Origin of the sequence: Bradyrhizobium sp. dw_411 (genome assembly GCF_018449695.1) — a bacterium.
Taxonomy (GTDB): domain Bacteria; phylum Pseudomonadota; class Alphaproteobacteria; order Rhizobiales; family Xanthobacteraceae; genus Bradyrhizobium.
Genome location: NZ_JAAVUY010000006.1, coordinates 152,241 through 170,305, shown reverse-complemented (window position 1 = coordinate 170,305; position 18,065 = coordinate 152,241). Strand labels below are relative to the sequence as shown.

The 18,065-nt window shown below is 59.6% G+C and carries 16 protein-coding genes; 6 read left to right on the top strand and 10 right to left on the bottom strand.

Features of this window, described 5'->3' with window-relative positions; all coding sequences use genetic code 11:
• Nucleotides 1-191 precede the first annotated feature (191 nt).
• From HB676_RS12000 to HB676_RS11985, 4 genes are all read right to left on the bottom strand, one after another.
• Nucleotides 192-1,535 (bottom strand): lytic murein transglycosylase, encoded by a 1,344-nt coding sequence (locus HB676_RS12000; RefSeq protein WP_213738006.1) that lies wholly within the window; start codon nt 1,533-1,535, stop codon nt 192-194.
• A gap of 120 nt (nt 1,536-1,655) precedes the next feature.
• Entirely contained in the window at nt 1,656-2,873 is a 1,218-nt protein-coding gene (sbmA, locus tag HB676_RS11995; protein WP_213738005.1) for a peptide antibiotic transporter SbmA, read from the bottom strand.
• A 246-nt stretch (nt 2,874-3,119) separates the two neighbouring features.
• Nucleotides 3,120-3,719 (bottom strand): hypothetical protein, encoded by a 600-nt coding sequence (locus HB676_RS11990; protein ID WP_213738004.1) that lies wholly within the window; start codon nt 3,717-3,719, stop codon nt 3,120-3,122.
• A 244-nt stretch (nt 3,720-3,963) separates the two neighbouring features.
• Nucleotides 3,964-5,409 carry an XRE family transcriptional regulator gene (locus HB676_RS11985; RefSeq protein WP_213738003.1) on the bottom strand — a complete coding sequence of 482 codons (1,446 nt, stop codon included), beginning with the start codon at nt 5,407-5,409 and terminating at the stop codon, nt 3,964-3,966.
• A 312-nt stretch (nt 5,410-5,721) separates the two neighbouring features.
• Here HB676_RS11985 and HB676_RS11980 point away from each other — a divergent pair, with 312 nt between their 5' ends.
• From HB676_RS11980 to HB676_RS11970, 3 genes are all read left to right on the top strand, one after another.
• Nucleotides 5,722-7,359, top strand: coding sequence for an isocitrate lyase (locus tag HB676_RS11980; protein WP_213738002.1), 1,638 nt, complete (start codon nt 5,722-5,724; stop codon nt 7,357-7,359).
• Nucleotides 7,360-7,400: 41 nt separating this feature from the next.
• Nucleotides 7,401-7,610 carry a hypothetical protein gene (locus HB676_RS11975; RefSeq protein WP_213738001.1) on the top strand — a complete coding sequence of 70 codons (210 nt, stop codon included), beginning with the start codon at nt 7,401-7,403 and terminating at the stop codon, nt 7,608-7,610.
• A 281-nt stretch (nt 7,611-7,891) separates the two neighbouring features.
• Nucleotides 7,892-8,449 (top strand): hypothetical protein, encoded by a 558-nt coding sequence (locus HB676_RS11970; RefSeq protein ID WP_213738000.1) that lies wholly within the window; start codon nt 7,892-7,894, stop codon nt 8,447-8,449.
• A gap of 114 nt (nt 8,450-8,563) precedes the next feature.
• On the opposite strand, the gene HB676_RS11965 is transcribed toward HB676_RS11970, so the two are convergent.
• On the bottom strand, nt 8,564-9,466 hold the full coding sequence (locus tag HB676_RS11965) for a metallophosphoesterase (protein ID WP_213737999.1): 903 nt from the start codon (nt 9,464-9,466) through the stop codon (nt 8,564-8,566).
• 146 nt (nt 9,467-9,612) lie between these two features.
• Here HB676_RS11965 and HB676_RS11960 point away from each other — a divergent pair, with 146 nt between their 5' ends.
• Nucleotides 9,613-10,104, top strand: a complete 492-nt coding sequence (locus tag HB676_RS11960; protein WP_249780198.1) for an NUDIX domain-containing protein — start codon at nt 9,613-9,615, stop codon at nt 10,102-10,104.
• Nucleotides 10,105-10,113: 9 nt separating this feature from the next.
• Here the strand turns inward: HB676_RS11960 and HB676_RS11955 are convergent, their stop codons facing one another.
• Together HB676_RS11955 and HB676_RS11950 are read right to left on the bottom strand one after the other, a co-directional pair.
• Complete coding sequence (locus HB676_RS11955; protein WP_213737998.1) at nt 10,114-10,506, bottom strand: DUF2304 family protein; 393 nt, start codon at nt 10,504-10,506, stop codon at nt 10,114-10,116.
• A 24-nt stretch (nt 10,507-10,530) separates the two neighbouring features.
• Complete coding sequence (locus HB676_RS11950) at nt 10,531-11,295, bottom strand: glycosyltransferase family 2 protein (protein WP_346347319.1); 765 nt, start codon at nt 11,293-11,295, stop codon at nt 10,531-10,533.
• Nucleotides 11,296-11,581: 286 nt separating this feature from the next.
• Between HB676_RS11950 and HB676_RS11945 the strand changes: the two genes are divergently transcribed.
• Nucleotides 11,582-12,721 (top strand): hypothetical protein, encoded by a 1,140-nt coding sequence (locus HB676_RS11945; protein WP_213737997.1) that lies wholly within the window; start codon nt 11,582-11,584, stop codon nt 12,719-12,721.
• Between the two features lie 176 nt (nt 12,722-12,897).
• Nucleotides 12,898-13,419: an N-acetyltransferase gene (locus HB676_RS11940; RefSeq protein ID WP_213737996.1), complete on the top strand. Its 522-nt coding sequence runs from the start codon at nt 12,898-12,900 to the stop codon at nt 13,417-13,419.
• Between the two features lie 111 nt (nt 13,420-13,530).
• On the opposite strand, the gene HB676_RS11935 is transcribed toward HB676_RS11940, so the two are convergent.
• The 3 genes from HB676_RS11935 to HB676_RS11925 form a co-directional block, all read right to left on the bottom strand.
• Nucleotides 13,531-14,694, bottom strand: a complete 1,164-nt coding sequence (locus HB676_RS11935) for a nickel/cobalt transporter (RefSeq protein ID WP_213737995.1) — start codon at nt 14,692-14,694, stop codon at nt 13,531-13,533.
• Between the two features lie 11 nt (nt 14,695-14,705).
• Entirely contained in the window at nt 14,706-15,338 is a 633-nt protein-coding gene (locus tag HB676_RS11930; protein WP_213737994.1) for a DUF1007 family protein, read from the bottom strand.
• A gap of 214 nt (nt 15,339-15,552) precedes the next feature.
• Nucleotides 15,553-18,024 (bottom strand): TonB-dependent receptor, encoded by a 2,472-nt coding sequence (locus tag HB676_RS11925; RefSeq protein WP_213737993.1) that lies wholly within the window; start codon nt 18,022-18,024, stop codon nt 15,553-15,555.
• Nucleotides 18,025-18,065: the final 41 nt, after the last annotated feature.

Below are 18,065 nucleotides of genomic sequence, written 5' to 3'. Positions count from 1 at the left end.
ATTGCGTCAGCGATGGGCCCGGAATCTCGAGATTCCGGGTTCGTTCGCAGTGCCCGCGCCCCGGAATGACGGGGAAGCGTTAGTTAGTGTTGCTCGAGATGGGACCGCCGCAGAGGAAATACAACTCTTAAGCCTGCCGGAAATAGTAGATTATTCCGGTCTGTGTCCCGCAAGCGAGGCGAGGGAGCAAATTACCGCTCCGCAGCCGGCCCCTGTGCAGCGGCGGGCGCCCGCGGCCCGCGCATCTTTGCCAGCAGTTCGGCCGTGGGCCAGGAATCGGCGGGCAGGCCGTATTTGATCTGCATTGCCTTTACGGCGGTGCGGCTTTGCTGGCCCATCACGCCGTCGACCTTGCCGACATTGAAGCCCGCGCGCACCAATAATTGTTGGAGTTCGCGCAATTCGTTGAACGGCAGTTGCACCACCGGCACCGCCGGACGGCGCAGCGGTGCGGCGCCGGCGATGCGGGTCGCGAGATAGCCCGCGGTGGTCGAATAGATCAGCGAATTATTCCACTCGGTATAGGCGGCGAAATTGGCATAGGCCAGAAACGCCGGGCCGGTGCGGCCCATCGGCAGCAGCACCGAGGCCGGCAATTCGTCCGATGGCAATGGCTTGCCGTCCGGATAGGTGACGCCGAACTCCGCCCATTTCGAGCGCGGCAACTGGATGGTGAGGTCGGCCTGGTCCCAAGGAAAACCAGATGCCAGGTTTGCCGGCACGCGGACTTCCTGCAGCCAGGGTTCGCCGCGGCGCCATTTCAATCCGGTGGCGATGTAGTTCGCGGTCGAGCCGATTACATCCTCGGGGCTGCGCAGGAGATTGCGATGTCCGTCGCCATTATAATCGACGGCATAGGTGAAATAATGCGTCGGCAGGAATTGCGTCTGGCCGAGCTCGCCGGCCCAGGAGCCGATCATCTCGTCGGGCGATAGATCGCCGCGATCGATGATCTTCAATGCAGCGATGGTCTCGTTGGTGAAGCGCTCGGAGCGCCGGCAATCATAGGCCAGCGACACCAGCGAACGCAGTGTCGGCAGATTGCCCATATTGGCGCCGAAATCGCTTTCCAGTCCCCAGAATGCGGCGATCACAGCCGGCGGCACGCCATATTCCTTCTCGGCACGCGCAAAGGCCGCGGCGTAGGTCTTGATCTGCGCCTGGCCCTGTTGCATCCGGAACGGCGCAGCCATACGGCCGGCGAATTCAGTGAAAACCTGTCCGAACACGCGCTGACCGCGATCACGATTGACGATGCCCTGATCGTAAACCAGATACGGCGACGCTTCCGCGATGGCGCGTTGCGATACGCCGGCGGCGACGGCCTGTTGTTTGAGGTCGGCGAGGAAGCGGTCGAATGACATGCCGTTGTGGCAAGAGGCGGCGCGGGGTGTTGGTGCGACGGGAGCCGGAGCTGGTCTGGCTTGGGGAGCGGGTCTACCTGTGGGGGCTGCGAGTTGAGCTGATGCGGAGTGTGGCGCACAAAGGAATGTCAATAAAGCGGCGCTGATAAATGCCGTTGAAATGCTTCGCATGCGGTCACCAATCGGGGATCAATTCGGAGGGCGAGATAATAGTAGGGCGGATTAGCGAAGCGTAATCCGCCGTTCGTCAAAGAGGAAGAGGTGGGGCCAACCCACCCTACAAAAGAAGCGTCACAACGACGCCGGCTCGGCCTCCGTCTCGATCGAGGGCAGCGGCTTGTCATGGATTCTGGCCTCAAAGCCTCGCAAGCGCTGATAGATCGAAATCAAGTCGACGATGGTGCTCCAGGAATTGACCAGATATTGAAAGGAACTTCTGACCTCGGAAAATGCAGCCAATATCTGTTGCATGATGCCTAGCGTGATCTTTCCCGCGACGATGGTCGGTACAAGAAGAATGTAGGGGAAGATGACGTCGGTCTGCAGATAGACGTATCTGCCGACATTGAAGTACATAAAATTCAGATAAAGCCGAAAATAATTCCGGCGGATGTTGACGAATAGCATCGACAGAGTCGGCGGCTCAGCATGGGCTGGATCGTCCTCTCCGAGCACCAACTCCTTGCGGTAGGCGGCTTCGACTCGCTGATTGAAAAACTCGATTCCAGGCAATCGGATTCCAATTAGGGCAAGCGCGCCGGTGCCGAACACGGACCAGATCACCGCGGCGAACACCAAGGGGTAGGGGATCGATCCAACAAACGGCAGTTCCGTAACGTAGCTGGAGAGCCTGATGAGAACCGGCAGGAATGCAATCAGCGTCAGCACAGCGCTGATGAGATTGACGCCGAGCCCCTCCATGATGGTCGCAAACCGCATCGTGTCTTCCTGCACGCGCTGCGATGCGCCTTCGATGGTGCGAAGCCGCGGCCAGTTGGCCACATAGTAGTCGTTCATCGCGGTGCGCCAGCGGAAGATATAGTGACTGACGAAGAACCGCGTCAGCACGATGACCAGAATCGCGACGGTCGCGATTCCCGCGAACGTCGAAATTCCGGCATAGAACTCCGCTTGTGTGGCCGATCCCGGTTTCGTAAGGGCCGATTGGATCAGGTTATAGAACGGCCCGCGCCAGTCGTTGAGGGCGACGCTGACCTGGACCTGAAAGTAAGAAGTGAAAAGGATCAACGCCGAGCCGATGATCGACCAGGGCGCCCAGGGATGCGGCGCAAACCACATCCAGGCGCCCGCGAACAGCGCGACGCAGATCGCAAAATAGAGATCGAACCACAGCTCCGGCACCGACCAGAACCGCGCTACGCTTATTGCGGGCGACGACGCATCCACCAGATTGCTGGCAAAGCCATACCAGAACGCCATCGACAACGCCGCCCAGATCACAGCGGACCAGAAGAATAGTTTTGGGCGGGGAAAAAATGAAACGAACATCAGGGGATCCAGTCTCGGAGGACAGAATAATTCGCGGATTTGTTTATGAGACCCTATGAAGTAGACGAAGGGCAAGTGCACGGCAACTATGGAAGAGGGATGGCCAGACAATCTGAGCGGGTCAGCTCCAGGTAAACATCGGCTATCGTGTTCATGAGATCTCGAATTGACTGCTCCGCCTCATCTCTGAATAGCTCCAAATCATGTCGAGGGGGGTTGAGGTTGGCGCGTCAATTTCAGAATAGCTCAACGATTCGTTTGGGCTTTCCGACCCTGTGGAGCAGGTTTATAACTCCATGAGAGCAGCTTGCTCTTATTCCACCATTCTTCTGAGTGTACCTCGTCGTCGAGAATGAGAGAAACGACAAGCCTAACTATAATAAGATCGTTATAAGCATGCTTAAGATCGCTCACGGTCATTGAGATGTTTGTTATACGTTCAGGGATATGTACGAAGGGAAGGTTTGTAATCAACCAAGTCCCATCTTGTTGCAGTTCGGAGCCACGGTGCAGAAGATCGTTTCGTAATTTGTTTAGAACTTGAATCTGGTCCAAGATGTTTTTGTAGGCTTCCTTTCGGCATTTTGACCATCGCTCAGCATCGGCGATCCTGTAAATCAAGGCAACAGCAGCTTCCGTCCTAACGCCCGAAAGAACAGATTGTGAGATTGGCGTCTCAAGCTTAGCCAGTCGCCAAAGGACGGCTTGAACGTCCCTTTCTAAAAAGGCATAGCAATTAACGAATTGTCCCAAGAGGATATAGTACTGATCTACTTTTTTATTCGGTTTACCGAAAAGTCTCATAACTGCGTCTCTCGCCGCAGCATCTTTTCCGTAGACTTTCATCAGTTTTCGAAAATTTAGCCCGATCATATTACGTCCGACCTGCAGGCGTTTGTTTCAAGTGATGGTAATGATGAGGTGGCGAGCAAAATTTTGAAGGGTATCTCTCAAAATAGACCGCGCGCCGTGCAGCCCCGCGCGCTCGGACGACGTAGCCGTAATTGCGAGAAGCGAAGCGGCGAAGCAATCTACCTTGCTTATTTGTTGCCCCACGGATTGCGTCGCTTGCGCTCGCAATGAATCCTCCTCACAATTCCCGCGCATTGGAAAACGCAAACGACGACACCCGCCGCGTGTTCTCATCCAGGATCAACGTCCTCGTGATCGGCGGCTCGGCGCGCTGGCTGCAGTTTTCGCGCTCGCAAAGCCGGCAGTTGACGCCGATCGGCGTGCCCTCGGTTTTTTCCAGATCCATGCCCGTCGCATAGACCAGTTTTGAAGAATGGCGAATTTCGCAGCCCAATCCGATTGCAAAGCGCGGCTGCGGTTGCGGGTGCGGCGCCACCGGGCGGCGCAGCATCTGCGCGATCGAGAAATACCGGGTGCCGTCGGGCAATTCGATCACCTGCTTGAGCAGACGGTCCGGCGTGTCGAAGGTCGAGTGCACGTTCCACAAAGGGCAAGTACCGCCGAATTTCGAGAACGGGAACGTGCCAGAGGAAAATCGCTTGGAGACGTTGCCGGCATTGTCGACGCGCAGCAGGAAGAACGGCACGCCGCGCGCATTCGGCCGCTGCAGCGTGGTCAGGCGGTGGCATACCTGCTCGAAGCCGGCATTGAATCGCTGCGCCAGCACATGGACGTCGTAGCTCAGCGCTTCGGCCGCGCCATGGAACGCCTGATACGGCATCATCACGGCGGCCGCGAAATAATTCGCCAATGTAATCCGGTAGAGCCGGCGCGGGGTGTCGTCGAGCGAACCGGCGCGGCCGATGATGGTCTCGAAGCTGCCGCTGCATTCGGATAGCCCGATTTGAAACGCGATCTGGAACGCGCGGCCGGGACCATCCACCAGTTCCGAAATCAGAAGCTGGCGGCGATGGCGGTCGAACCGCCGCAGGGTTTCGCGCATCACATCCGTAGGCATGATGCGGGTGACGATGGAATGCTTTTCGCGAAGCCGCGTCGAAAGCGCGGCGAACAATCCTTCCGCCGGCACGTTCAATTCGTCGCGCAGGTTTTCGGCGGCCTGTTCGAGTTCGGGGAAATAATTGCGGTTGGCCTCGATCAGGTCGCGGACGCGCTCGATCGGATTGGTCTCGAAGCGCGTGCCCTCGTCGCGGTCGGCCATTTGGGCTGCCACCATGGTCTCGCCGCGGCGGGCTTCGGTATAGGCTGCATAGAGCCGCTGCAGCGAATGGGTGACGCCCGGGCACAATTCGGCGAGATCGCGCAGTTCCTGCTTGGGCAGGTCGATCTGCCGGAACAGCGGATCGGAAAAGATCTCGTTCAACTCGGCAAAGAATCGGTCTTCGTCTGCGGTGGCCAGATCGCGCAAATCGAGATCATAGGTTTCCGCCAGTCGCAGCAGGATCTGCGCCGTCACCGGGCGCTGGTTGCGCTCGATCAGGTTGATGTAGGAGGGCGAGATGCCGAGCCCCTCGGCGATCTGGGTCTGCGACAGCCCCAATTGCTGGCGGATGCGCCGGAAGCGCGGGCCGACAAACAGCTTTTTTCCGGAATCGCCGGCCATGGTCGTCTCCCCACCTCTTCCGTCATTCCGGGATGGTCCGAAGGACCAGACCCGGAATCTCGAGATTCCGGGCTCGATGCTTCGCATCGCCCCGGAATGACAGCGTATTATCGATATGTGACAAAATTTACAAAGTTACATCTATTACAAGTCGTGATGTTACATCACATCACCATTCGCTGACAAGCTATCTATACGAGATAAGCAGTTTCGCGTTTAGCTCTTGCCACGCATTTCGCAAGGCACTGTCACGAATGTCGAGAATTGTGGTGAAGACACTGCGGACTCGTCGTCACCGAAAGGAACACGCGCATGAACTACCAGCCACGTGGGATCAACGACCAGGCGATCCGGGGACCGGCGTCCTATCTGAGCGAGATTGGAACTGCCGAGGCGCTCCTCAAGACCAAGCCGACCTGGAACGGCGTCGGCGCCGAAGCCGTGGCGCGCATGCGTCTGCAGAACCGCTTCAAGACCGGTCTGGACATCGCCCGGTATACCGCCGCGCTGATGCGCGCCGACATGGCTGACTATGACGCCGACCCTACCAAGTACACCCAGTCGCTCGGCTGCTGGCATGGCTTCATCGCCCAGCAGAAGCTGATTTCGGTCAAGAAGCATTTCGGCAAGACCGATCGCCGCTATCTGTATCTCTCCGGCTGGATGATCGCCGCCCTTCGCTCCGAGTTCGGACCGCTTCCCGATCAGTCGATGCACGAGAAGACCTCGGTGCCGGCGCTGATCGAAGAGCTCTACACTTTCCTGCGTCAGGCGGACTCCCGCGAGCTCAACGATATCTTCCGCGCCCTCGACGCCGCTCGCAAGGCCGGCGACCAGACGAAGGAAAAGGCATTGATCGAAAAGATCGACAATTTCCAGACCCATGTCGTGCCCGTCATCGCCGACATCGATGCTGGTTTCGGCAATGCTGAAGCGACCTACCTGCTCGCCAAGAAGATGATCGAAGCAGGCGCGTGCGCTCTGCAGATCGAAAATCAGGTCTCCGACGAAAAGCAGTGCGGCCATCAGGACGGCAAGGTGACTGTGCCGCACGAGGTGTTTCTGGCGAAGATCCGCGCCTGCCGCCATGCCTTCCTCGAACTTGGTGTTGAAGACGGCATCATCGTGACCCGCACCGACTCGCTGGGGGCCGGTCTCACGCAGCAAATCGCTGTCAGCCACAAGCCCGGCGACCTCGGCGACCAGTACAACAGCTTCCTGGATTGCGAGGAAGTGACAGCCGCCAACGCCAGAAATGGCGATGTCATCATCAGCCGGAACGGCAAGATGATGCGTCCGAAGCGGCTTGCCAGCAATCTCTATCAGTTTCGCGCCGGCACCGGCGAAGATCGTTGCGTGCTCGACAGCATCACCTCGCTGCAGAACGGCGCCGACCTGTTGTGGATCGAAACCGAGAAGCCGCATATCGAGCAGATCGCCAAGATGGTTGACCGCATTCGCGAGGTCATTCCGAACGCGAAGCTGGCCTACAACAATTCGCCTTCGTTCAACTGGACGCTCAACTTCCGTTGGCAGGTCTACGACGCGATGAAGGAAGCCGGCAAGGATGTCAGCCAATACAATCGGGCTGAACTGATGAAGCAGGAATACGACGATACGCCGCTGGCCATCGAAGCCGACGAGCGCATCCGCACCTTTCAGGCCGATTCGGCCAAGCGGGCCGGCATCTTCCACCATCTGATCACGTTGCCGACCTATCACACGGCCGCCCTGTCGACGGATAATCTCGCGAAGGAGTATTTCGGCGAGCAGGGCATGCTGGGCTATGTGAAGAATGTTCAGCGCCAGGAGATTCGTCAGGGCATCGCCTGTGCAAAGCATCAGAACATGGCGGGCTCCGATATCGGCGACGAACACAAGGAATATTTCGCCGGTGAGGCCGCTCTGAAGGCGGGCGGCGCCCACAACACAATGAACCAGTTCGGCTAACAGGCGGCTGAGTAACAGCCAGTCAACAGCAGGAGACGACCATGACCAAAGGAAGCAATTACTGGGTGATCGGCGGCGAGTTCGGTTCGATGAACTTCCACACCCTCGTGCACGGTTCGGCCCAGGTGCAGGGCCCGTTCCCGACCCGCAAGGAGGCCGAGGATGCCTGGCGCACGGTCTCGGAGGAGAACCGGCACAAGGCCGGCGTGCGCTTCTCGATCGTGGAAGAGCCCAGCCGCGTTTCGGCCTGAGATCCTTCAAAACCTGAGAACGTCCGAGAGCAAAAACCTTCCAAGAGCCAAGAAGACGTCCAAGGACGAGAGCGGCCTCACCCGGCGAAACCGGGTGGGGCCGCTTGAGTCTTGAAACTGCATAGCGTTTTCAAGCGAAGTGGGAACCGGTTCGCGCCCGGAAAACGCTTCAAAACAAAAGTTTGGGGCGTAAGCCATTGGGAATAAACGGCCTTTGCGGAAAACATGGTTACTGATAGGTTAACGGTGTTAGGATCCATCAGGACAAGGGCCGTCAGCGGATGTCGGACGCACAGAATATCGGGAATGAAGCCATCGGTGATCCGCGCCCGATGCGGCTGCGCGATGCGCTCCGGCGGGCGCGAATCGAGGCCGCCGATCGCACCGGTGTTGTCGTCGATCTGCGCGATGCCGAAGTGGCTCGGCTCGAAATTCTCAACGACGCGCTCGATCCGCTGTTTGCGCAAATTCCAAATCAGGTCGATCTGTTCGATCGGGGCATCAGCCAGGGCGAGACGCCGCGGCTGTGGATCGATGTGGTGGCCCATGTCGTGATGGGACGCGACAAGCGGATCTATCGTTTCGTGCAGGATACCCGCTTCGGCCGTATCGTGATCGCCGAGTCCCACGATACCGCGCCGCTCGTCGATGCCGTCACCGATTACGTCGCGCGCCGCATGATCGAGCGCGAACATGCGCTGGTCGCGACCCCGGCGCAGGTGCCCGTCATGGCCGAGAAGCCGCGCCGCAGCGGGTTCTGGACTTTTGCGCTTGGTTTCATCGTCGGCGCGATCGCGCTGTTCGGCGTGGCGTTGTTCTCGACCTTGCGGAATTTTTGAGTTTTGTCATTCCGGGGCGATGCGAAGCATCGAACCCGGAATCTCGAGATTCCCCGATGTGCAATTGCACATCTGAGGTCTGGTCCTTCGGACCATCCCGGAATGACGGGGCTCTTATATCAGCCGCGTCTGCCGTATTTCCCGCACCCGCATCGCATCGTTGATGCCGCGTACGGTCTGCTCGCATCGCCATGCCCCGCCGTCGCGCTCGATCGCGAACAGATTATAGGCCGCGGCGGGGGTGTGACCATGCGCGATCGAGGAGGCCGAGGGCACGCCGATCGCCGGGATCGAGCGGTTCGGGCCGTCGAACCACATCGTGGAATGAATGTGGTCATGCCCGTGCAGGATCAGCTCGACGCCATATTGTTTCAACAGCGCGAGCAACTGCGGCGAATCCGTCAACCGCTTGGCGCGCGACTTCGATCGCAGCGGGTGGTGGATCAAAAGCACGCGAAATACCTGCTCGGCGGACAATTGCGCCAACAGGCGACCCAGCGCATCCAGTTGGCTCCGCCCGAGCCAGCCCGTCGCCATCAGCGGCGGCGTCGGCACCGATGACGACACCCCGATCAGCGCCAGCGGGCCGCGCCGGCGCAGGAAGGGAAATGTCTCACTCTGAAGCGCATTGTCCTGGGGTGATCCATCGCTGCGCAGATAATCGCCAAATGTCTCGGCGAAGCGATGTTTCGTCGCGCGCACATAGGCGTCGTGATTGCCGGGAATGACCGTAACGCGATCCGGTGGGCCGACGCTTTCCAGCCATGTCCGCGCGGACGGGAATTCGGCCTCGAGTGCGAGATTGACGAGGTCGCCGGTGACCGCGATGTGATCCGATACCTGCGTGTGTAAGTCCGACACCAGCGTATCGAGCACGTCCCGCCGATGGAATTTGTGCCGGTTACGCGTCCAGTTGAGATAGCCGAGCGCGCGCTTGCCGGCGAGGTCGGCCAGCCGCGGTTCGGGCAAGGGCGGAAGATGTGGATCGGACAAATGGGCCAGGGTAAATGCCGCCATCACATGCTTCCGGGATTCCGCCAAAGACACTGCCAGGATACGACTAAAACACTGCAGTGTATTGGCAAGCGGGCCGAAGCGATGCAAGGATCAAACATGGAATCGAACAAGGCATCGAATGCGATGTCCGTCAATCCGGAGTTTCATTGTCGGTGAACCTGCAGAGCCTGCGACTACGTCTTGAGCCGGCCCTGCGGCAGGTTTTCCATTTTTATTGGCGGTTCGCCCGCGGCATGACACTGGGGGTTCGCGCGGTGGTGCTGGACAGTCAAAATCGCGTTTTTCTGGTCGAGCACAGCTATATCTCCGGTTGGCATCTGCCCGGTGGCGGCGTCGAAACCGGCGAAACCTTCCACGACGCCTTGCAACGCGAACTCATGGAAGAGGGCCGCATCGTGTTGACGGGCGAACCGGCTTTGCACGGCCTGTTCCTCAACAGCCATATCTCCCGCCGCGATCATGTCGCGGTTTATGTAGTCAGGCATTTCAGTCAGGATCGCCTGCCGGAGCCGAACCGCGAGATCATTGCCTGCGGGTTTTTCGAGGCCGGCGCGTTGCCGGCGGAGACGACCAGGGGGACGCGGTTGCGGATTGCCGAAGTGCTGGAAGGTAAGCCGCTGATTCCGACCTGGCGTTAGACGGCCAGGTCATGCATCAGGCTTGTTATCCTCAGACCTGTTATTTTCCTTCGCCTTGAGTTCCAGCGCGAGAAGGCTGTGTTCCTGAATCAGCGCCCCGTTCTGGCGCTCAAGCTTATGAAGCCGCGCGGTCATATTGTGCATGAAAATGAACACGACCAGGAACAAGACTCCGAACATCAGGACGAACGGGAAGCCGACGCCGCTGATCTGAGTGAGCCAATATGTCAGCCTCGGAAACAGCGCGAATCCGGCCGGTATGATGGCCACCATCGAGAGCATCAAAAAATCGTACAGATCAAATTTCCCCTGCAGCGTCTTGCGCAACAGGATCAGCATGTAGACGACAGCGAAGGCCGAAATGATCAGGACCGTCGTGGTGTTTGGCAGGGCGATTGGCACGGCTGTTTCCTTGAGATCTGGACCTCAGTGCTTGTTCGAAAGGCGAGCGAGCAGGATGTAGCCCAGGACACGGATCATGTAGGCGATCGGCTTGAATCCTTCGATCGAGCTTTCCCCCGTTTGCCTTGCCCGCATCTCGACCGGGGTTTCGCTGATCGTGAGGCCGGCGCGCTTGGCCCATGCCAGTGAAATCGGCTCCGGGAAATCCAGCGGATATCTCCGCGCGAAGAAGTTGATGGCGCGCCGGTCCAGCAGGCGCATGCCGCTTGTCGGGTCGGTAATGCGGTTGCCTGCAAAAAAAATGTTGAGCGCCGAGGCGATGAGCTTGCTGCCGAGGCGGCGGGAAGCCGTCGATCGAAATCCGGCGTTGTCGAGGAAACGGCTTCCAATGACGATGTTGTGCGGTTGCTGCCGGTAGCAATCGAGCAGCGCGCTGATTTCTCGCGGATCATGTTGTCCGTCGCCATCGATCTGTATGCAGATATCAAAGCCGTTACGCTCTGCATATTTCAGTCCGGTCTGAACTGCGCCGCCGATACCGAGATTTTCGATCAGCCGCACGACCTGCGCATGTGCGCTTGCAACGGCGCCGGTCGAATCCGAAGAGCCATCATCGATGACCAGCGGATGGTATTCCGCGCCCACCGCGGCGATTTCGCCGAGCAGGTCGCCGATCGACGTCTCTTCATTGTAGCAGGGAATAACCAGCAGGATTCGCGGCTTTTCAACCACGGGGGCGGTCGGGGCGTACATCGGCGGTTCGGCTGAGGCCGCGGCGATATTCGTCACGTTACGCGCCCGACATCGGAATTCTCCAGAAACAATACGCGCCGACGCGGCAGGACATGGTCATGCGATCTATTCGGGAGATGTAATAACCCGCCGTCCGAGCACTGCTATACTTATCCCCGCACCTGCTGTACAGGCAGCAAACTCTGGCCATCCATCTCACGCCAGGGCGGCAAGATCGGGGCCTTAGGTTGGATTGGGCCGTCGCCGGGATTGGCGGCGAGGTGGATTGTGAACGGCGGCCCGGCCTCGTCGGGAAGGATCACGGTTCCTCTGGAATGAAGCGATGAAGCCTCTCAAGATATTTTTCGGCATCGTCTTTCTGCTGATCCTGGCAAGCAATATCCGGTCAATTTCGCATTGGAACGAGAGTCGCGGCGTCTATGATGACATCTGCTACCTTCGGCAGGCGCATCTGTTCCAGCGTTTTGGATGGCATGGGCTCGACACCAATCTCGCCCTGGACGACGATCACTATCTTGAAGGCAAGGCTCGCGAGATCAACTATCCCTCCTGGACCGATGACACCAAGGCGCTGTGCCACATCAAGCCGCCAAATGTTGACAAGCGGGTTCTTGTGCCTCCTCCGGGGACCGGGTTTGTGCTGTCGCTGTTTCCCGAGGGGCGGCAGGTCATTCCGCTTTATATGCTGGCAAATGTGATCGTGGCCGGCTTTGCATGGGCGGGGCTTTGGCAGGCGCAGCGGTTCAACATGCAGGGATTGGCGGGCGTATTTGGTGCGCTTGCCATCTATTTTATGATCAACCCGACCAAGGCGAGCTATTCGATGGCGCCCACCATGGTCTGTTGCGCGCTCGCGGGGTTTTTGACCGCAAGGCTGTTTGCCGATGAAGGCCGATCGCGCCTGGCTTTGACGGCGCTGGTTGGTCTTCTGCTCGGGCTGTCGGCCAATTTCAGATTGCCGAATATTCTTCTATCGACCGGTTATTTTCTGTTTTTCGGACTCTCGTTCCTGACCTGGCGAACCCGGGACAAATTTCTGCGGGGCCTGTCATTCGGCCTGGCCTTCCTGGCGGGCGTGCTGCCTGTTCTGGTTGCCAACGCGATCAACGCGGGAAGCCCGTTTGCCACGACTTATGGCGGCCCGGATGCCGTGCCGCCCAGGCTCGATGCGACGGTGCTTCTGGCCTATCTCATGGACGCACAGTTTCCCTTGATTGTGGTGGCGTGCGGCTGGACCGCGATGCTGTGGCGGCGCGCCCGTCAATCGGGCGCAAGGCAGCTTGCTTTCGTCGTTGCGGGCAATCTTGCCGTGAATCTGGTTTTTTTCGCCACACACCCGGTGTTCACGCCGTATTATACGATGCCCATGATCATGCTCTCGCTCTGGACTTTATTGTTCGCAACACTCGAGATGCGCGATGAAAAATCTCTGGACCAGTTCAGAGGGACTGCCGTGGCTTGAGGGGTGCGGAGCAGGAATATGCAGCGCCGGGACGATGGACCGCGCCTCCGCCAGATGCTAGAGCCTTGTCGGTTCTGATTGAATCAGAACCGGGCTCTAATCTTCTGTTTTGACGCGTTTTCTTCACGCGAACCGGTACCCACTTCGCTCGAAAACGCTCTATTCCGCGCGGTATCATGAGCGACCTCTCTCTTTCCATATCGGCGGAAACCGCCAACGACGCCCAGGCGATCGAACGTCTGCACGAACGCACGTTCGGGCCCGGCCGCTTCGTGCTGAGCGCCTATCGGCTGCGCGAGCATGTCGACCATCTGCCCGATCTGTCGTTTACCGCGCGGATCGGCACGCTGCTGGTGGGCTCGGTGCGCCAATTGCCGGTTTGTATCGGCGATACCAAGGCTTTGCTGCTGGGGCCGCTGACGGTCGAGCCGCCGTTTCGCAGCCGTGGCATCGGCCGCGTGCTGCTGGATCGCGCGCTGCAGGAGGCCAAAGCCAAAGGGCATCGTCTGGTGGTGCTGGTCGGCGACGAGGCCTATTACAGCCGGGTCGGCTTCAGGCCGATACCGAAGGGCCGCGCGACCATGCCGGGTCCGGTGGACTATAGCCGTCTCCTGGTCGCCGAACTGGCCGACGGCGCATTCACCGATGTTTCAGGCGCGATCCGCCCGGACTGGAGCCTGGCGCGAAGTCAGGCCTGACATTTCGTCTTAGAGCCTTATCGGTTCTGATTGAATCAGAACCGGGCTCTAATCTTTTGGTTTGACGCGTTTTCTTCACGCGAACCGGTATCCACTTCGCTCGAAAACGCTCTAGAAGCACGTCACGCGCTCGGCGGCGATGTAGCCCAATAGCAATCCCACGCCGAACAGCAGCACCAGGCCGGCAGCGCCGAATTCGATCCCTCGCATCACCAGCGCACCGCCGCCATCGCGGCCCGCGGTCATCCGCTGCGCCAGCCCCTTGGCGGAGACGGCGATAATGGCAATCGTGGCCACGGTGATCGCGGTGCCGAGGCCCATCACAAAGGTGGCGGCGATACCGGCCCAGAACAATCCTTGCGCCAGCGCGAAAACCAGAACCAGAATGGCGCCCGAGCAGGGCCGGATGCCGACGGTGAACACCGCGCTCAGGCCGCGTTGCCAGCCGCCGGGCCCGGCCAGTTGCGCAGGCTCTGGACCGTGCGAATGCCCGCAATGCTCGTCGTGAACGTGCTCGTGATCGTGAGTATGATCATGGTGATGATGTTCTGAAACGCCGTGATCATGCGCGTGACGGCCATGCGCATGATGGTCGTGCACATGATGATTGTGACCATGTTCAAGCGCGGCGGCGTGCGCCAGCACCAGCGCAGGCCGTGACCCGGATCGGCCATAGGCTGTTTGCAAGGCTCTGACAAAACCGCGGCCCTTGGTCCAGACCAGCCGCAGCCCGAAGGCCGCGATCAGTGCGTAGCTGGCGATCTCGATCACGCGCTCGGCGCCGCACATCGTGTTCGCGGTCACATTGAGCAGCCATGCGCCGATGCCGACGATCAGCACCGCCACCAGTGATTGCATCAGCGCCGAGACGAACGACAGCGCGATGCCGCGCCGCGCGGTCTCTTCATTGGCCACAAGGTAGGACGAGATCACGGTCTTGCCGTGGCCGGGGCCTGCCGCATGGAATATCCCGTAAGCGAACGAAATCGCCAGCAAGGTCCAGACCGCGCTGCCGTCGGCCTTGGCGGCGCGAATGGTCGATGACATCTCGCGGTAGAATTCTGATTGTTTCGTCAGCAGCCAGCCGACAATGCCACCGACCTGTGCATCGGGAGCCGCGCGCGCACCGCCAAACGGATTTTGCGCCAGCGCGCCGTGCAGCGCGCCATCGGCGGCAAGGCCCAAAGCCGCGATCCCAAAGACTGCGATTCCAAAGGCTGCGATTCCCAGACAAATCCACGCCAAACTCCATGTAGTCTTGCGGCTCGTTGTCATGCGCGTGTTCCTCAAGGACAATTCACGGAGATCTTGTTGGCGAACATCGCACCATAATTGGCGTTCTCGCCGTTAAGAAAAGTGTCTTCGTTGAGCTTCAGGGCGGCGGCCGAACCGTCGCTCGGTCGCTGGACAGCGAGAGTGCAGGTGGCAGGCGCGTCGACCAGCCGGATCGGCTCTTTTTTCTGCAGCGAGAAATCGACGAAATAGGTCGGGTCGTAGATTTCAAGCGCGAGCTGCCTGATCCTGATCGGCGTTTTCAGCGGCAGCGTGAAGTGCAGCACCAGCGTGGCATCCCTGTACTCAAGATAGTAGTCGATCGGATCGGCAAATTTCTGCTTTTTGTTGTCCACCCTGGCAAAAGTGAAGAAAGCGAATTCCTTCAGCGACTCCACATTGGTCTGCGCCAGCGGCGCCAGTTCCTCGCGGGTGTAGACGCCTTTCCTCTTGGTCTTGATGCCCTGCAGCGCATAGGTCGAAAACATGTCGTCGAAGGTCCAGGCGTGACGCACGCCGGTCACCGAGCCATCCGCGGCGAACATCAATTCGCTGGATGCGGTGACCCAGACGTGCGGATGCGCCTTCGCCGCGCCCGCGTAAGCGAGTGCGGCCAGGATAGGCAGCAGACGAAGCCATCGACGCATCAAGGACTCCACTTTGTGTTTCTGCTCCCCTCCCTCCGCGAAGCGGCGGGGAGGGGTCGGGGGTGGGGGGTGTCTCCGCAAGTTCACCGCTAAAAGCAGAGCGAGCTGATAGACCCCCCACCCCCGACCCCTCCCCGCCACGCGCTTCGCGCGCGGAGGGAGGGGAGAGCAAAGCGGAGTCACCTTCATCATCACTCGCGCAACGCGCGCGTTCTCATATCTTCTTCGAAAGACCGAGGAAGAAGCCACGGCGCGGCCCGAATTGCGGGGCGAACACGCCGATGCCGGAGCCGTCTCTGATCTCGTAGACGTTGTCGAACAGGTTGACGACATCGAAACGGACGGTCATCGGCTTGGGATCATTCGGCAGCAGGAATTCGCGCTTGATGCCGACATTGACCTGCGTATAGGCGGGTACCGTGCCGATATTGGCGTCACCGTCACGCAGGCCGCTGCCGTAGATCATGTCGGCGCTCAGTTTGATTCCGCACGGCGATAGCCCATTGTCGCCGAACGCTTCCGCCGCGGTGGCCGTCCGGCCGCAGAATTGATAGATCGCGCCGGCCGATGCCGTAATGAACTGGTTGTGATCGGTATAGACAAAGTGCGACTGCACGTAGGCCAGCTCGGTCAAGCCGCCGAGGGTCGCCAGCGGCGTGGTGCTGTCGAACAGATATTGGTTCGACACCGGGTCGGTCGCTCTCTGCTGGGCGACGGCGACATTGCCATAGGCCTGGAAGTTGCCGCTGTTGTACTTGGCGTGGAATTCAATGCCTTCATTGTATCCCTTGGCGTAGTTGAACGCGCTCAGTACCAGGGCCTGGCCGAACAGGCCGTTGTCGATCAGATCGGTCGCGATCTTGTAATAGGCATCGACGCCAAGATCGAGATTGGAGCAGGTTTTCCCGTCCGAGGCGCAGCCGAATTTGAATTTCTGATCGAACCCGGCATCGAAATAATGCGAGCGCTCCGGCAAGACCGGATCGCTCTGTCCGGTCACAGCGCCTGTCGTGTTGTTGAACAGCGCGATGTTGGCAGGCGCGGCCTCCACCAGCTCCGGCGGGGTGAAGTAGCGCGCATAACCGGCATGGAATGTGGTGTTCTCGAACGGCTTGTAGGTGAAGCTCAGCCGGGGGCTGAACTGGTTGGCGCTGATGAATTGTTCCATCTGGTCGAAACGCAGGCCGGCGTTGATCGTGAACTGGTTGGTGACCTTCCACTCGTCCTGAACATAGACCCCCATCAGCATCGCGGTTTTCGAGACGTTGTCGGTGATCCCGACAGGATTGCCGTTGTCGGAGCCGTCGCACGCCGTGCAGGGCTCGACCAGCGACGTATTGCCCACGAATGCCTGCTCGCTGCTGACGGAGAAGCCGGCGCGGACCGTATGCGCCGGGTTGAGCTGATAAGAACCGTCACCCTGGATGCCGTTGGTCAGCGAGGTGCGGCTGATATTCGAGGCGATGCCGTTGATCAGGAGATCGCCGACCGGGTCCGGCGTGAACTGCAGCTTGTTGTAACGGGTGAAATAGGACAATTGGCCGTCGAAGCCATCGTAGGATTTTTGCACCGAGAGCACGTTGAACTGGGTGGTCTCGGTCTGGTTCTCATTGAGCAACGCGGAGTTGAAACTGGTCGCGCCAAAGGCGCTGGTGACCGGCGTTCCAGACTGTCCGATCGGTTGCCCCGGAACATTGGGAATCTGGAAATTGTTGACCGCGGTTCCCGAGATCAGGCTGATCCGTGTGGTCGGATCGATGAAGGCGGACATAAAGGCGAAGCCACGTTCCTGCTGGGTGAGGTCGTGAATCGCATTATAGGCGGGCGTCGGATTTTCGATTCCGACCGTGTTCTGCAGATAGCGGCCGGTGAAGTAATATTGCACGCCGGCAAAGCAATTATTGGAGGCGGGCGCCTTGACATAGCCGGGCGTGGCCGGCGCGGTCGCGGGACAATTGCCGCCGAACGTGCCGCCATACTCGATGGTCGGCGTGATGGTGCCGTGGCTGCCGCCGTAGACGCCGACGCTGCCGCTGTTGTTGAAAAGGTCGGTGCGGGTCGTGATGTCGACGAGGCCCGTTGTCCGCAGTCCGAATTCCGCGGGCAGGGCACCGGTGACGAGTGACATGCTGCCGACAAAGCTGGTGTCGAAGATGCTGCCGAAGCCGGTGACGCCGTCAGGCAGCGGCACGCCGTTGATCCGATACTGGAGATTGGCGTGGTCGTTACGGATGTGCAGCGAACCGCTGGCCGCCGAATCCTGCGAGACGCCGGGCGCCTGCAGCAGCACTTGCTCTACCGATTGGTTGGTGCCCCCCGGCAGATCCTGGATCGTGTCGTGGCTGATCGTGGCCGAGGTGGTCCCGGCGGTGGTGTAGAGATTGCCGCGCGCCTGATCGAAGACGCTGCCCTTCGCGGCAAGTTGCTCGGCGGGCGATACCAGTTTTGGCGCTGATGTTGGCGGGCTGACGCCGTTGCGGGCGGCAACCGTAGTCGTCCTCGGTTTCAGTTTCGGCTTTGGCCTCGCGGCGGCTTGCTTGGGCGCATCGACAACGATGTCGGGAAGCTTGGTCGCCCCGCTGCTCGAAGGCTCTGCTGTCTGCGATAGCGCGGCGCTACCGAAGCTGGCCAGCAGAAGTGAGGCTGCGCCGGAGGCAACCCAGAGAGATTTAGTAAAGGCTGACATTGGTCCCAATCCCGATAAGGCCTCGACCGGTTTCGCCGTCG

Coding starts and splice junctions, on each gene's coding strand:
- HB676_RS11935 (WP_213737995.1), bottom strand. CDS start 14,694: ATGACAACGAGCCGCAAGACTACATGGAGTTTGGCGTGGATTTGTCTG.
- HB676_RS12000 (WP_213738006.1), bottom strand. CDS start 1,535: ATGCGAAGCATTTCAACGGCATTTATCAGCGCCGCTTTATTGACATTC.
- HB676_RS11985 (WP_213738003.1), bottom strand. CDS start 5,409: ATGGCCGGCGATTCCGGAAAAAAGCTGTTTGTCGGCCCGCGCTTCCGG.
- HB676_RS11980 (WP_213738002.1), top strand. CDS start 5,722: ATGAACTACCAGCCACGTGGGATCAACGACCAGGCGATCCGGGGACCG.
- HB676_RS11975 (WP_213738001.1), top strand. CDS start 7,401: ATGACCAAAGGAAGCAATTACTGGGTGATCGGCGGCGAGTTCGGTTCG.
- HB676_RS11970 (WP_213738000.1), top strand. CDS start 7,892: ATGTCGGACGCACAGAATATCGGGAATGAAGCCATCGGTGATCCGCGC.
- sbmA (WP_213738005.1), bottom strand. CDS start 2,873: ATGTTCGTTTCATTTTTTCCCCGCCCAAAACTATTCTTCTGGTCCGCT.
- HB676_RS11965 (WP_213737999.1), bottom strand. CDS start 9,466: ATGGCGGCATTTACCCTGGCCCATTTGTCCGATCCACATCTTCCGCCC.
- HB676_RS11940 (WP_213737996.1), top strand. CDS start 12,898: ATGAGCGACCTCTCTCTTTCCATATCGGCGGAAACCGCCAACGACGCC.
- HB676_RS11925 (WP_213737993.1), bottom strand. CDS start 18,024: ATGTCAGCCTTTACTAAATCTCTCTGGGTTGCCTCCGGCGCAGCCTCA.
- HB676_RS11930 (WP_213737994.1), bottom strand. CDS start 15,338: ATGCGTCGATGGCTTCGTCTGCTGCCTATCCTGGCCGCACTCGCTTAC.
- HB676_RS11945 (WP_213737997.1), top strand. CDS start 11,582: ATGAAGCCTCTCAAGATATTTTTCGGCATCGTCTTTCTGCTGATCCTG.
- HB676_RS11990 (WP_213738004.1), bottom strand. CDS start 3,719: ATGAAAGTCTACGGAAAAGATGCTGCGGCGAGAGACGCAGTTATGAGA.